This is a genomic window from Streptomyces sp. enrichment culture (assembly GCF_964273255.1).
Classification (GTDB): domain Bacteria; phylum Actinomycetota; class Actinomycetes; order Streptomycetales; family Streptomycetaceae; genus Streptomyces.
Window position 1 is genome coordinate 4,048,202 of sequence record NZ_OZ186835.1, and the last position, 13,419, is coordinate 4,061,620.

The window sequence follows — 13,419 nt, forward strand, 5'->3', positions numbered from 1 at the left end:
GCCAGTGATTACGTCAGTCCTCGTCGCGAACCGGGGCGAGATCGCCTGCCGCATCGCCCGCACCTGCCGTGCACTGGGCATCACGACCGTCGCCGTGCACTCCGACGCCGACCAGGACGCCCTGCACACGCGGACGGCCGACCTCGCGGTGCGGCTCCCGGGGGCGGCGCCCGCCGACACCTACCTGCGCGGCGACCTGATCGTGAAGGCCGCCCTCGCCGCCGGAGCCGACGCCGTGCACCCCGGCTACGGGTTCCTCTCCGAGAACGCGGACTTCGCGCGCGCCGTGCGGGACGCCGGCCTGGTGTGGATCGGACCCCCGCCGGAGGCCATCGAGGCGATGGCGTCCAAGACGCGGGCCAAGCAGCTCATGGGCGTCGAGCCCCTGACGGACGTCACCGAGGCCGACCTGCCGGTGCTGGTGAAGGCGGCGGCGGGCGGCGGTGGGCGCGGCATGCGGGTCGTGCGGCGCCTCGAGGACCTGGAGGCCGAACGGGCCGCCGCCCGCGCGGAGGCGGTGAGCGCCTTCGGCGACGGGGAGGTGTTCGTCGAGCCGTACCTCGGCGGTGAGGCGGGCGGCCGGCACGTGGAGGTGCAGGTGCTCGCCGACACCCACGGCACCGTGTGGGCGCTCGGCACCCGCGACTGCTCCCTCCAGCGCCGCCACCAGAAGGTGATCGAGGAGGCCCCGGCGCCCGGTCTGTCCCCGCGGCTCACCGAGGAGGTGCACGCCCTCGCGGTGCGCGCCGCGCGGGCCGTCTCCTACGTGGGCGCCGGCACGGTCGAGTTCCTGGTCGCCGGCGACCGGGCGCACTTCCTGGAGATGAACACCCGGCTCCAGGTGGAACACCCGGTCACCGAGGCCGTGTTCGGTCTCGACCTCGTCGCCGAGCAGATCCGGATCGCCGAGGGGCATGCCCTGGACGGCGAGCCGCCCCGCCCGCACGGGCACGCCGTCGAGGCCCGCCTCTACGCCGAGGACCCCGCCCGCGGGTGGGCCCCGCAGACCGGCCGCCTGCACCGCCTCGCCGTCCCCGACGGCGTGCGCCTGGACACCGGGTACACCGACGGCGACACGGTCGGCGTGCACTACGACCCGATGCTCGCCAAGGTCGTCGCCCACGCCCCCACCCGCGCCGAGGCCGTCCGGAAACTCGCCGCCGCACTCGAACGCGCCGAGATCCACGGCCCGGTCACCAACCGGGACCTGCTGGTGCGCTCGCTGCGGCACGAGGAGTTCGCGCAGGGGCGCATGGACACCGGCTTCTACGACCGGCACCTGCCCGGGCTGACCGCCCCGGCCACCGGCCCGGATGCCCGCCCGTCCCCCGCCACCGCCCTCGACGGAGCCGCCGCGCGGCCCCCTCTGGCCGCGCTGGCCGCCGCCCTCGCCGACGCCCACGGCCGCTCCCGCTTCGGCGGCTGGCGCAACCTCCCCGCCCGGCCGCAGGTCAAGCGGTACGCCCTGGCGGGCGAGGAGCACGAGGTGCGCTACCGGCACACCCGGGAGGGCCTGACGGCCGACGGGGTGCGGGTGGTGCACGCCGGGCCGGAGTCGGTGGTGCTGGAGGCGGACGGCGTACGGCGCCGCTACACCGTCGCCCGCTACGGCGACCAGGTGTACGTCAACGGCCTCGCCCTCACCGCCCTGCCCCGCTTCCCCGACCCCGGGGCCCAGCTCGCCCCCGGGTCCCTGGTGGCGCCCATGCCGGGCACCGTCGTGCGCGTCGCGGACGGCCTGGCGGAAGGGGCGGCGGTGGAGGCCGGGCAGCCGCTGCTGTGGCTGGAGGCCATGAAGATGCAGCACCGGATCACCGCCCCGGCCGCGGGCGTCCTCACCGCCCTGCACGCCGTGGTGGGACGCCAGGTGGAGCCCGGCACGCTGCTGGCCGTGGTGCGGCCCTCCGCCGGCCCGTCCGACGCCCCGCCCGGTCCCGCCCCGGCCCCGCCCTCCGATACCTCCGACCCCGCCGAGGAGCGTCCATGAGTGTGATCGAATCCGAAGAGCACCAGGCCCTCCGCGCGGCCGTCGCCGCGCTCGGCGCCAAGTACGGCCGCGACTACCTCACCAACGCCGTCTCCTCCGGCCGACACCCGGCCGAACTCTGGTCGGAGGCCGCGAAGCTGGGCTACCTCGGCGTCAACCTGCCCGAGGAGTACGGCGGCGGGGGCGGCGGCATCTCCGAACTGTCCATCGTGCTGGAGGAGTTGGGGGCCGCCGGCTGCCCGCTGCTGATGATGGTGGTGTCGCCCGCCATCTGCGGCACGGTCATCGCCCGCTTCGGCACCGAGGAGCAGAAGCGCCAGTGGCTGCCCGCCCTCGCGGACGGCACCCGCACCATGGCCTTCGGCATCACCGAACCCGACGCCGGCTCCAACTCCCACCGCATCACCACCACCGCCCGGCGCGACCCGGACACCGGGGACTGGCTGCTCACCGGCCGCAAGGTGTTCGTCTCCGGCGTCGACACCGCCGACGCGACACTCGTCGTGGGCCGCACCGAGGACGCCCGCACCGGCCGCCTCAGGCCCTGCCTGTTCATCGTCCCGCGGGACGCCGAGGGCTTCCAGCGGCGGGCCATCGAGATGGAACTCAACGCCTCCGAGCGGCAGTTCGAGCTGGTCCTCGACGACGTGCGGCTGCCCGCGGGGGCTCTGGTGGGCGACGAGGACGCGGGGCTGCTCCAGCTGTTCGCCGGCCTCAACCCCGAGCGCATCATGGGCGCCGCCTTCGCGATCGGCATGGGCCGCTACGCCCTCGCCCGCGCCGTGGAGTACGCCCGCGAACGCACGGTGTGGAAGGTGCCGATCGGCGCCCACCAGGCCATCGCCCACCCCCTCGCCCAGGCGCACATCGACCTGGAGCTGGCCCGCCTGATGATGCAGAAGGCCGCCCACCTGTGCGACGCGGGCGACGACGTCGGTGCCGGGGAGGCCGCCAACATGGCCAAGTACGCGGCGGGCGAGGCGTGCGTGAAGGCCGTCGACCAGGCCGTGCACACCCTCGGCGGCAACGGCCTGACGCGCGAGTTCGGACTGGCCTCGTTGATAACGGCGGCGCGCGTGTCTCGTATTGCCCCGGTGAGCAGGGAGATGATTCTCAACTACGTCTCCCACCAGACCCTGGGTCTGCCCAAGTCGTACTGAGACCCGCCGGACCGACGTCCGGCGCGGGAGGAGGAACCATGTTCCGCAGCACGTACGCAGACGTTGAACCGGTCGACCTGCCCATCCACGACGCGGTCCTGGCGCGCGCCGCCGAGTTCGGCTCCGCCCCCGCCCTCATCGACGGCACCGACGGCACCACCCTCACCTACGAACAGGTCGACCGCTTCCACCGCCGGGTGGCCGCCGGGCTCGCCGAGGCCGGGGTGCGCAAGGGCGACGTGCTCGCCCTGCACAGCCCCAACACCGTCGCCTTCCCCACCGCCTTCTACGCCGCCACCCGCACCGGCGCCACCGTCACCACCGTCCACCCGCTCGCCACCGCCGAGGAGTTCGGCAGACAGCTCACCGACTGCGGGGCCCGCTGGATCGTCACCGTCTCCCCGCTGCTGGAGTCCGCGCGCCGGGCCGCCGAGATCGCCGGCGGCATCGAGGAGATCTTCGTCTGCGACAGCGCGCCCGGACACCGCTCCCTCATCGACATGCTGGCCTCCACCGCGCCCGAACCGAGGGTCGCCATCGACCCGGCCGAGGACGTGGCCGCGCTGCCGTACTCCTCCGGCACCACCGGCCTGCCCAAGGGCGTGATGCTCACCCACCGGCAGATCGCCACCAACCTCGCCCAGCTCGACCCGGCGATCACCGCGGGCCCCGGCGACCGCATCCTCGCCGTGCTGCCGTTCTTCCACATCTACGGTTTGACCGCCCTCATGAACGCCCCGCTGCGGCAGGGCGCCACCGTCGTCGTGCTGCCCCGCTTCGACCTCGAACAGTTCCTCGCCGCCATCCAGAACCACCGCATCACCGCCCTGTACGTGGCCCCGCCCATCGTCCTCGCCCTCGCCAAGCACCCGATGGTCGCCGAGTACGACCTGTCCTCCCTGCGACACGTCATCAGCGCCGCCGCGCCCCTGGACGCCGGGCTCGCCGCCGCCTGCTCGAAGCGGCTCGGCCTGCCGCCGGTCGGGCAGGCGTACGGCATGACGGAGCTGTCGCCGGGCACCCACGTCGTCCCCCTGGACCTCATGGACCAGGCGCCGCCGGGCACCGTCGGCCAGCTGATCGCGAGCACCGAGATGCGCATCGTGTCCCTGGACGACCCGGGCAAGGACCTCGGGCCCGGCGAGTCCGGCGAGATCCTCATCCGGGGCCCGCAGGTGATGAAGGGCTACCTCGGCCGTCCCGACGCCACCGCGGCGATGATCGACGAGGACGGGTGGCTGCACACCGGGGACGTGGGACACGTGGATGGTGAGGGCTGGCTGTTCGTCGTCGACCGGGTCAAGGAGCTGATCAAGTACAAGGGCTTCCAGGTGGCCCCCGCCGAACTGGAGGCGCTGCTGCTGACCCACCCCGGCATCGCCGACGCCGCCGTCATCGGCGAGCGCGACGAGGACGGCAACGAGGTCCCGCACGCCCACGTGGTGCGCCAGCCGTCCGCCGCCGGCCTGACCGAGGGGAAGATCATGATGTACGTCGCCGAACGCGTCGCCCCCTACAAGCGGGTCCGCCGGGTCACCTTCCTGGACGCCGTACCCCGCGCCGCGTCCGGCAAGATCCTGCGCCGTGAACTCCGGGCGGCGCCCGAGGAGCCCTCGTGACCCTGATCGCCCGCACCCGCACCCGGGGCGTCGAGACGCTCGCCCTCGACGCCCCGGAACGCCGCAACGCCCTGTCCGCGGCCCTCGTCGGCGACCTCGCCGACGCGCTGGCCGCGGCCGGACGGGACCCCGGGGTCCGCGCGGTCGTCCTCACCCACACCGGCACCACCTTCAGCGCCGGCGCCGACCTGCGCGACCCGCCCGACCCGGACGCGCTGGTGGGCCTGCTGCGGCAGCTCGTCGAACTGCCGCAGCCCGTCGTCGCCCGGGTCACCGGGCACGTCCGCGCCGGCGGCCTCGGCCTGCTGGCCGCGTGCGACATCACGGCCGCCTCCGAGGACGCCACGTTCGCCTTCACCGAGGTCCGCATCGGCGTCGCCCCGGCCGTCATCTCCCTGCCGCTGCTGCCCCGCACCGACCCGCGCGCCCTGGCCCGCCTCTACCTCACCGGGGAGCGCTTCGACGCCGCCGAGGCCACCCGCATCGGCCTGCTCACCGCCTCCGGCCCGGACGTCGACGCCGTGCTCGCGCCGATCCTCGACGGCCTGCGCCGCTCGTCGCCCGAGGCCCTGGCCGAGACGAAACGACTGCTCACGGCTAGGGTGCTGGAGACATTCGACCGGGACGCGGCCGGCCTGACCGCGCTCTCGGCCCGGCTGTTCGCCTCCGACCACGCGCGCGAGGGAATGACGGCCTTCCTCGAACGACGGGATCCGACATGGGTGGTGTGAGCACGGCCGACCGTGCCGGACGCGTCCCCAAACAGGACCGCAGCCGGGCCACCCGGCAGCGCCTGCTGGAGGCCGCGGTGGCCTGCCTCGCCGAGCACGGCTGGGCCGGCTCGACGGTCTCCGTGGTGGCCGAACGGGCCGGGGTGTCGCGCGGCGCCGCCCAGCACCACTTCCCGACCCGCGAGGACCTGTTCACGGCGGCCGTCGAGTACGTCGCCGAGGAACGCTCCACCGCCCTGCGCGCCCTGTTCCCCGAGGGCGCCGGGGCCGGGGAGCGCCGTGCGGTGGTGGCCGCCCTGGTGGACCTGTTCACCGGTCCGCTGTTCCGGGCCGCCCTGCACCTGTGGGTCGCCGCGTCCAACGAGGAGCAGCTGGGCGCGCGGGTGACCGAGCTGGAGTCCCGGGTGGGCCGGGAGACCCACCGCATCGCCGTGGAACTCCTCGGCGCCGACGAGAGCCGCCCCGGCGTCCGCGAGAGCGTGCAGGGCCTGCTCGACATGGCGCGCGGGCTGGGCCTGGCCAACCTGCTCACCGACGACACCGCCCGCCGCGAGCGCGTGGTCGCGCAGTGGGCGGCACTGCTGGACGAGGCGCTGGGCTGAGCCGTGGGCGACCACTACCAGGTGATCGTCGACCTCGACGCGACCGGGGAGGAGGCGGAGCGCCTCGCGCGCCGCGCCGTCGCGTGGCTCGTGTCCGAGGGCATCGTCCTGCCCCCGCCCGGGCCGCACGTGCCGGGCCGGCCCGCGGAGCACCCACCCGGCCCGCACTGGCACCGGGTGGCGGACGGTGAGCCGGACCGCGCCCCGACCGACGGCCTGACCGTGCACACCGGGCGCGCCGGGTTCACCAGCGGCGCCGACCTCCCCGGCGCGGCCCGGTGCCCCGCCTGCGGGACGGCCACCGGCCTGGACGACGGGTTCTGGGAGCGGTTCTGCGACGCCCTGCGGACCTGGAAGGAGGCGGGCGCCGCGGCCGTCGCCTGCCCCGGGTGCGCGGTCGCCGTCCCCGTCCAGGAGTGGACCTGGGACGAGGCCCCCCTCGCGCTGGGCGCCCTCGGTCTGGAGTTCCGGAACTGGCCCGACCTGGGAGCCCGCTTCCGTGCCCGGACCGCCGCGGTGCTGGACGGGCACCGGACCGCGTACGTGTGGGGGAAGCTGTAGGAGACCCGTTCCCGGGGCGCCCGTCCCGTCAGGGCGCCAGTCGCTCGACCCGCCAGCCCCCGCCGGGCTCCGCCACGTACCGCAGGCGGTCGTGCAGGCGGTTCTCCCGGCCCTGCCAGAACTCCACGGTGTGCGGGGTCACCCGGAAGCCGCCCCAGTGCGGTGGCACCGGCACCTGCTCGCCCTCCGGGTAGCGGTCCGCGAGCTCGGCGTAGGCGGCGTCCAGCTCGGCGCGGCCGGGGATCACCGAGGACTGGCCGCTGGCCCAGGCGCCGAGCCGGGAGCCGTGCGGGCGGGTGCGGAAGTAGCGGGCCGTCTCGTCGCGGCCGGTGCGGCGGGCCACGCCGGTGACGACGACCTGGCGGGCCATCGGGTGCCACGGGAACAGCAGGCAGACGTGCGGGTTCGCGGTCAGTTCGCGTCCCTTGCGGGAGTCGTAGTTGGTGTAGAAGACGAACCCGTCGTCGTCGAAGTGCTTCAGCAGCACCGTGCGGGCGCTGGGCCGGCCCTCCGGGTCCGCCGTGGACACGATCATGGCGTTCGGCTCGAACAGCCCGCCGTCCGTCGCCGCCTGTGAGAACCAGCGGGCGAACTGCTCGACGGGCGAGGCGGCCAGGTCGGCCTCGGTGAGCCCGTCGGCCCGGTACTGCTTGCGCATCGCGGCGAGGTCGAGGGGCGCGGCGTCTGGGTCGGTCACAGCGTCATCCTGCCGCATGCCCGGAGGCCGTGGACAGAGGTGACGCCGGTCACGGAACGCACCGTGAATGGCACTCAGTGCCGCCATCACTCCCCAAAACTGGCACTCAGGGATATCGTGCTGGCACTGACCCGGTTGGGTGACCGCCTGCCGGGCATCACAGGGGTGACGTCCCGGACCGCGAGCCCTCCCGTCAGGACCGAGGATCCACCGGACGACCCCCCGCAGCAGCCGCCGACCGGCCCGGTCCCCGGACCTCACACACCCCACCGACCCCACCCGCCCCTCACACCCCACCCACGACACCTCGGACCCCTCCGGCCACCCGCGGGACCCGCACGGCCGGGCACGGTCCGTCTCCCCCCACAGACGCAGAACGTCATCCGTCATCCACATCACGAGGAGCCGCCTGATGTCCGACTTCGTACCCGGGCTCGAAGGAGTCGTCGCGTTCGAAACGGAGATCGCCGAACCGGACAAGGAGGGCGGTGCCCTCCGGTACCGGGGCGTCGACATCGAGGATCTGGTCGGTCACGTCTCCTTCGGCAACGTCTGGGGCCTGCTCGTCGACGGCGCCTTCAACCCCGGCCTGCCGCCCGCCGAGCCGTTCCCCATCCCCGTGCACTCCGGTGACATACGGGTCGACGTGCAGTCCGCGCTCGCCATGCTGGCGCCCGTCTGGGGCCTGAAACCGCTGCTCGACATCGATGCCGCCCAGGCCCGCGACGACCTCGCCCGCGCCGCTGTCATGGCGCTGTCCTACGTGGCCCAGTCCGCGCGCGGACAGGGGCGGCCGATGGTGCCGCAGCGCGAGATCGACAAGGCCGACTCCATCGTCGAACGTTTCATGATCCGCTGGCGGGGCGAGCCCGACCCGCGGCACGTGGCGGCGGTGGACGCCTACTGGACGTCCGCGGCCGAGCACGGCATGAACGCGTCCACGTTCACCGCGCGGGTCATCGCCTCCACCGGCGCGGACGTGGCGGCGGCACTGTCCGGTGCCGTCGGCGCCATGTCGGGCCCGCTGCACGGCGGCGCCCCCTCCCGGGTGCTGCACATGATCGAGGAGATCGAGCGCACCGGGGACGCCGAGGCGTACGTCCGCAGCACCCTCGACAAGGGCGAGCGCCTGATGGGCTTCGGACACCGGGTCTACCGCGCCGAGGACCCCCGCGCCCGCGTGCTGCGGCGCACCGCCCGCGAGCTGGGCGCCCCGCGCTACGAGGTCGCCGAGGCCCTGGAGAAGGCGGCCCTGGCCGAACTGCACGCCCGGCGCCCCGACCGGGTGCTGGCCACCAACGTCGAGTTCTGGGCGGCGATCGTCCTGGACTTCGCCGAGGTCCCGGCGCACATGTTCACGTCGATGTTCACCTGCGCCCGCACCGCGGGCTGGTCGGCGCACATCCTGGAGCAGAAGCGCACCGGCCGCCTGGTCCGCCCCTCCGCCCGCTACGTGGGCCCCGGTACCCGCGACCCGCGCGAGATCGAGGGCTACGGGGACATCGCGCGCTGACCGTGTGATGTGACGCACGGGCACGACGCGGTGCACGGGCCGACGCGGCGGACGGGCACGACGCGGCGGACGGCCCGGGAACGCAGACGACCCGCGAGTCGGGTTCCTCCGGGGAGGAGCCGGCCGGACGTACCGGCGACTCGCGGGTCGGGTGACTGCTTGGGACTGGGCCGGCTGCGCGCGTGGATCACGCGCTGGTCCGGCACCGCACTGAGTGGGTGACGGGCCGCTAGCCCGCAGTCACCTCACGCGTCCGGTTGTCATACATCTGCCGAACCACCTCCCTTCTCGTGTACCGGGAACCCTAAAAAGTGCTCGCCCCCCGAGGCAAGCGCTTTTTTCCGGGAACCCGGGACCACCCGCACGGATTCACCTAACGTGCAGGTCATGAGCGATGGAGCGCGGTACGTGGTGTCCAGCGCGTCGGAGTTCGAGGAGCGCTTCGGCTACGCGCGGGCGGTGGTCGACGGCGACCGGGTGCACGTGTCCGGCACGACCGGGTTCGACTACGCGACCATGACGATCTCCGACGACGTGGTGGAGCAGGCCGAGCAGTGCCTGCGCACCATCGGGGCCGCCCTGGCCGAGGCGGGCCGCACCTTCGCCGACGGCCGCGGGTGCGGTACCTGCTGCCCGACCGGGAGGACTTCGAGCCCTGCCGGCCGGTGCTCGAGCGGTACGTCGGCGAGGTGCGGCCCGCCGCCACGATGCTGCAGTGCGGGCTCGCGGATCCCCGGATGAGGATCGAGATCGAGGTCGACGCCCGGCGGGGCAGCGGCGGCACCACCGGGCGGGCCCCGGCGGCGGCCGGGTGAGGTCGTGGCACCGCACAACGATTTCCGCAATCTTGCGGGAACCCGATGTGCGCTGGGTCACGTTCAAGTTGAATAGTCGCACGTGAGCGAACCGGACGTGCGGTACGTGCGGACGCAGCCGGCAGGGGGTCCAGGTGAGTGCTTCCCGGCGTAGTGGGGCCACCGACGAGCTCGGTCCCGACGAGCCCGGGCGGGTGGGTCGCGACAGCGCGGACGGGTCCGACCTGCTCGCCGCGCTGCTCGACGGCATGGACGCGGCGCTGTGCGCCTTCGACGCCGACGGCGTGGTGACGCACTGGAACCGCGAGGCGGAACGCATCCTCGGCTGGACCGCGGCCGAGGCGGTCGGGCGGCAGGGCTTCGCCGGGTGGGCGGTGCGCAGCGCCGACGCCGAGGAGGTCGAGGCGCGGCTGCTGTCCGCCATGGACGCCCCGGGCCGCCAGGTGCACGAGTTCGCGCTGCTGACCAAGGACGGCGGGCGGGTGCTGGTGCGCACCCAGTCCGCGGCCGTGCGCGGGACGGACGGGAAGGCGGCCGGGGTGTACTGCGCGTTCAGCGAGGTGCACGCCCAGATCGACCTGGAACGCTCCATCGCCCTCAGCGAGGCCCTGCTGGAGGAGGCGAGCTGGGGCGTCGTCCTGGTCGACGCGGACCTGCGGCCCGCGGTGGTCAACGGCCACGCGGCGAAGGCACTGGGTGCCGGGCGCACGGCCGTGCTCGGGCGCCCGCTCGGCGAGCTGCTGACGCAGGGCGTGGAGGAGCTGGAGAGCGCCCTGACCCATGTGCTGGCGGAGGGCGCCCCGCCCGCCCCGGCGGAGATCTGGGTGAGCGTGCGCACGCCGGAGGGGGAACGGCGGCGGTGCTGGCGCAGCGGGTTCGTCCGGCTGTCCTCGCCGCTCGCGGAGGAGCCGGTGCCGCTCGGGGTGGGCTGGCTGTTCCAGGACGTGACCGAGTCCCGGCAGGTCGAGCAGGAGGCGTCCCTGCTGCGGTTCCGCACGCAGCAGCTGCACCGGGCGGCCCGGGCGGCCGCCGAGTGCGAGGACCCGGCCGAGGCGGCCACCGTCCACCTGGACTTCGCGCTCGCCGGGTTCGCCGACCACGCGCTGATCGACCGGGTGGCCGGGGGCCCGGTCCGCGCGGGGGACCCCGGACCCGTCCGGCTGGTGCGGATCGCGGCCACCCCGTCCGGGGCGCCGGGGCCGAGCCTGCTGGCCGGCCGGGCCGGCCTGCCGGTGCGCTACGGGGAGAAGCACCCGGCGCTGCAGTGCGTGCAGCGGGCCGGGTCGGTGCGGGCGGCCGCCGGTGCCGGCGACGAGGCGCGCGCCTGGGCGGTGGCCCGGCAGTGGCCGCCGGACACCGCACACGCCCTGTGCACGGTGCTGCGCAGCCGGGGCCGGACGCTGGGTGCCGTGACGTTTCTGCGCGGGGCGGGCCGGTCGGCCTTCGCCCGCGCGGACACGCTCTACGCCGAGGACGTGGCCATGCGCATCGCCACCGCCCTGGACCTGGCGGGGATCCTCGGCGAGGAGTAGGGCGGCCGGGTTCGCGCGGTGGTCCCGGCGGAGGCGGGCGGTCCGCCGGGGAGGCGCGGAGGTGACGCGGGCGACCGCGGCGCGGGGCGCGGCCCGGGCAGTCGGGCGGGGTGCCCGGGTCCGCGCGCCCGCGGCACCGGTGGGCGTGGGAGTCGTCCGGCCTGCGCGCAGGGGCCCGGTGGGGGCGGGAGGGCGTCCGGCGCACACGTGCCGGGGCCCGGCGGGCTTGTGCCGGGGCCCGGTGGGCAGGGGAGGCGCCCGGGTCGCGCGGGGCGCCGGTGGCGTGGCCCTCCGGTCAGCGGCGGTAGTAGATCCGGTCGCCGTACTCCTCGAAGACCCGGTCGTTCCACTCCAGGCCGCCGTCGACGTTGCCCGAGCGCAGCAGCGGGGGCTCGACGCCCCGGTCGGCGAGCGTGGCGGCGGCGGTCGCCATGACCGCCTGGAGCAGCGCCGTGGTGACCACGGTGGAGGCGGGGGCGAAGGGCGCCGGGATCCGGTCGTGGGTCAGCTCCGCGTCCCCGACCGCGATCTTGGAGTCCAGCACGACGTCGCAGTGGTCCTTCAGGAACGTCCCCGAGGTGTGCCGGGAGGCGGTCTGGGAGGCGTACGCCACGGACGTGACCCCGACGACCCGCACGCCCAGGGCGCGGGCGTGCATCGCCATCTCGACCGGGAGCGCGTTGCGTCCGGACAGGGAGATGATCACCAGCACGTCCCCGGCGCGCAGCGGTGAGGCGTCCAGGACGGTGGACGCGAGGCCGTCCACGCGCTCCAGGGCCGAGCCGAGCGTGGCGGGCATGACGTCCACGCCGACGACGCCGGGGACGGCGAGCAGGTTCACCAGCGCCAGGCCGCCCGCCCGGTAGACGAGGTCCTGCGCGGCGAGCGAGGAGTGGCCGGCGCCGAAGGCGAACAGCCGTCCGCCCTCCGCCGCGGTGTCGGCGATCAGGGTGCCCGCCGCCGCGATGGCCCCGGCCTCCTCGTCGCGGACCCGGTGCAGCAGGTCCGTCGCGGCGTCGAGGAACCGGTCGGCCGGCGTGCGGTCGCTCATGCGGCATCCCTTCGGGGTGGCTGTGTCGCGGATCACCGTGCGGTCTGGACCACTGCCCTGTCAATACGGCGTCGCGGGAGGGCCCGGTGCGGTGCGGCCCGTCCCGGTCGGCCGCCCGGCGGGGGCAGCCGAAGGGGCGCCGTGGGGGCGGGGAAGGGACCGCCGTCGGGGCCGCGCGGGGGCCGCGGAGGGGCTGCCGGGGGATCGTGGAGGGGCGGGCCGGGAGGGCCGCGCCCGGCCGGCCCGGACGCTCGTTCACACCGAAGGGCCCGGTTGTCGGCGGGATGCGTAAGAATTGAGTCCAGGGCCAGCGCATGCGCCGGTGAGCCGTCCAGCCTCCGGCAGAGCCAATCGCAGAGCTAATCGAGGGGCACGTATGTCCGGACTGATCGACACCACGGAGATGTATCTCCGCACCATCCTCGAGCTGGAGGAGGAAGGGGTGGTCCCCATGCGTGCCCGGATCGCCGAGCGGCTCGACCAGAGCGGCCCGACGGTCAGCCAGACGGTGGCCCGCATGGAGCGCGACGGACTGGTCTCCGTCGCGGCCGACCGGCACCTGGAGCTCACCGACGAGGGCCGCCGCCTGGCCACGCGCGTGATGCGCAAGCACCGGCTCGCCGAGTGCCTGCTGGTCGACGTGATCGGCCTGGAGTGGGAGCAGGTGCACGCCGAGGCGTGCCGCTGGGAGCACGTGATGAGCGAGGCCGTCGAGCGCCGGGTGCTGGAGCTGCTGCGGCACCCCACCGAGTCGCCGTACGGCAACCCCATCCCGGGCCTGGAGGAGCTGGGCGAGAAGGACGGCGCCGATCCGTTCCTGGACGAGGGCATGGTCTCGCTGGCCGACCTCGACCCCGGCGCCGAGGGCAAGAACGTCGTGGTGCGCCGGATCGGCGAGCCCATCCAGACGGACGCCCAGCTGATGTACACGCTGCGCCGCGCGGGCGTGCAGCCCGGTTCCGTGGTGAGCGTGACGGAGTCGGCGGGCGGGGTGCTGGTGGGCAGCGGCGGGGAGGCGGCCGAGCTGGCCTCGGACGTCGCCTCGCACGTCTTCGTCGCCAAGCCCTGAGCCGGACGCGCGCGGCGGCCGCCGGGGCCGCCGTGGGCCTGCCGCCGGGACACCGCCGGGAGGCGGGCCCCGGCGGCGGCAG

The 13,419-nt window shown here is 74.9% G+C and carries 12 protein-coding genes; 10 read left to right on the forward strand and 2 right to left on the reverse strand.

Annotated features, from left to right (window positions below; all coding sequences use genetic code 11):
- The first annotated feature begins 4 nt into the window (after positions 1-4).
- The 6 genes from ACSU53_RS17570 to ACSU53_RS17595 are packed head-to-tail and all read left to right on the forward strand — an operon-like array spanning position 5 to position 6,660.
- Positions 5-1,987 (forward strand): acetyl/propionyl/methylcrotonyl-CoA carboxylase subunit alpha, encoded by a 1,983-nt coding sequence (locus ACSU53_RS17570; protein ID WP_437028847.1) that lies wholly within the window; start codon positions 5-7, stop codon positions 1,985-1,987.
- A complete protein-coding gene (locus tag ACSU53_RS17575; RefSeq protein WP_437028849.1) occupies positions 1,984-3,147 on the forward strand; it encodes an acyl-CoA dehydrogenase family protein in 1,164 nt (387 codons plus the stop codon). The genes ACSU53_RS17570 and ACSU53_RS17575 overlap by 4 nt, the downstream gene beginning before the upstream one ends.
- A 38-nt stretch (positions 3,148-3,185) precedes the next feature.
- The gene (locus ACSU53_RS17580) at positions 3,186-4,766 is read left to right on the forward strand and encodes a 4-coumarate--CoA ligase family protein (protein ID WP_437028851.1); all 1,581 of its coding nucleotides are present in this window, start codon (positions 3,186-3,188) and stop codon (positions 4,764-4,766) included.
- Positions 4,763-5,497 (forward strand): enoyl-CoA hydratase family protein, encoded by a 735-nt coding sequence (locus tag ACSU53_RS17585; RefSeq protein ID WP_437028853.1) that lies wholly within the window; start codon positions 4,763-4,765, stop codon positions 5,495-5,497. The genes ACSU53_RS17580 and ACSU53_RS17585 overlap by 4 nt, the downstream gene beginning before the upstream one ends.
- Entirely contained in the window at positions 5,485-6,099 is a 615-nt protein-coding gene (locus tag ACSU53_RS17590) for a TetR/AcrR family transcriptional regulator (protein ID WP_437028855.1), read from the forward strand. The genes ACSU53_RS17585 and ACSU53_RS17590 overlap by 13 nt, the downstream gene beginning before the upstream one ends.
- Positions 6,100-6,102: 3 nt before the next feature.
- Entirely contained in the window at positions 6,103-6,660 is a 558-nt protein-coding gene (locus tag ACSU53_RS17595) for a hypothetical protein (protein ID WP_437028856.1), read from the forward strand.
- Between the two features lie 28 nt (positions 6,661-6,688).
- On the opposite strand, the gene pdxH is transcribed toward ACSU53_RS17595, so the two are convergent.
- Positions 6,689-7,375 carry a pyridoxamine 5'-phosphate oxidase gene (gene pdxH, locus ACSU53_RS17600; RefSeq protein ID WP_437028858.1) on the reverse strand — a complete coding sequence of 229 codons (687 nt, stop codon included), beginning with the start codon at positions 7,373-7,375 and terminating at the stop codon, positions 6,689-6,691.
- A gap of 394 nt (positions 7,376-7,769) precedes the next feature.
- Between pdxH and ACSU53_RS17605 the strand changes: the two genes are divergently transcribed.
- The 3 genes from ACSU53_RS17605 (at position 7,770) to ACSU53_RS17615 (ending at position 11,217) form a co-directional block, all read left to right on the forward strand.
- Positions 7,770-8,870, forward strand: coding sequence for a citrate synthase 2 (locus tag ACSU53_RS17605; RefSeq protein WP_437028860.1), 1,101 nt, complete (start codon positions 7,770-7,772; stop codon positions 8,868-8,870).
- A gap of 387 nt (positions 8,871-9,257) precedes the next feature.
- Positions 9,258-9,611: a Rid family hydrolase gene (locus ACSU53_RS17610; protein ID WP_437028862.1), complete on the forward strand. Its 354-nt coding sequence runs from the start codon at positions 9,258-9,260 to the stop codon at positions 9,609-9,611.
- A 208-nt stretch (positions 9,612-9,819) separates the two neighbouring features.
- On the forward strand, positions 9,820-11,217 hold the full coding sequence (locus ACSU53_RS17615; protein ID WP_437028864.1) for a PAS domain-containing protein: 1,398 nt from the start codon (positions 9,820-9,822) through the stop codon (positions 11,215-11,217).
- Positions 11,218-11,512: 295 nt separating this feature from the next.
- Here the strand turns inward: ACSU53_RS17615 and ACSU53_RS17620 are convergent, their stop codons facing one another.
- Positions 11,513-12,268, reverse strand: coding sequence for an SIS domain-containing protein (locus ACSU53_RS17620; RefSeq protein WP_437028866.1), 756 nt, complete (start codon positions 12,266-12,268; stop codon positions 11,513-11,515).
- Positions 12,269-12,644: 376 nt separating this feature from the next.
- On the opposite strand from ACSU53_RS17620, the gene ACSU53_RS17625 reads away from it, so the two are divergent.
- Complete coding sequence (locus tag ACSU53_RS17625) at positions 12,645-13,337, forward strand: metal-dependent transcriptional regulator (protein WP_362099646.1); 693 nt, start codon at positions 12,645-12,647, stop codon at positions 13,335-13,337.
- Positions 13,338-13,419 lie beyond the last annotated feature (82 nt).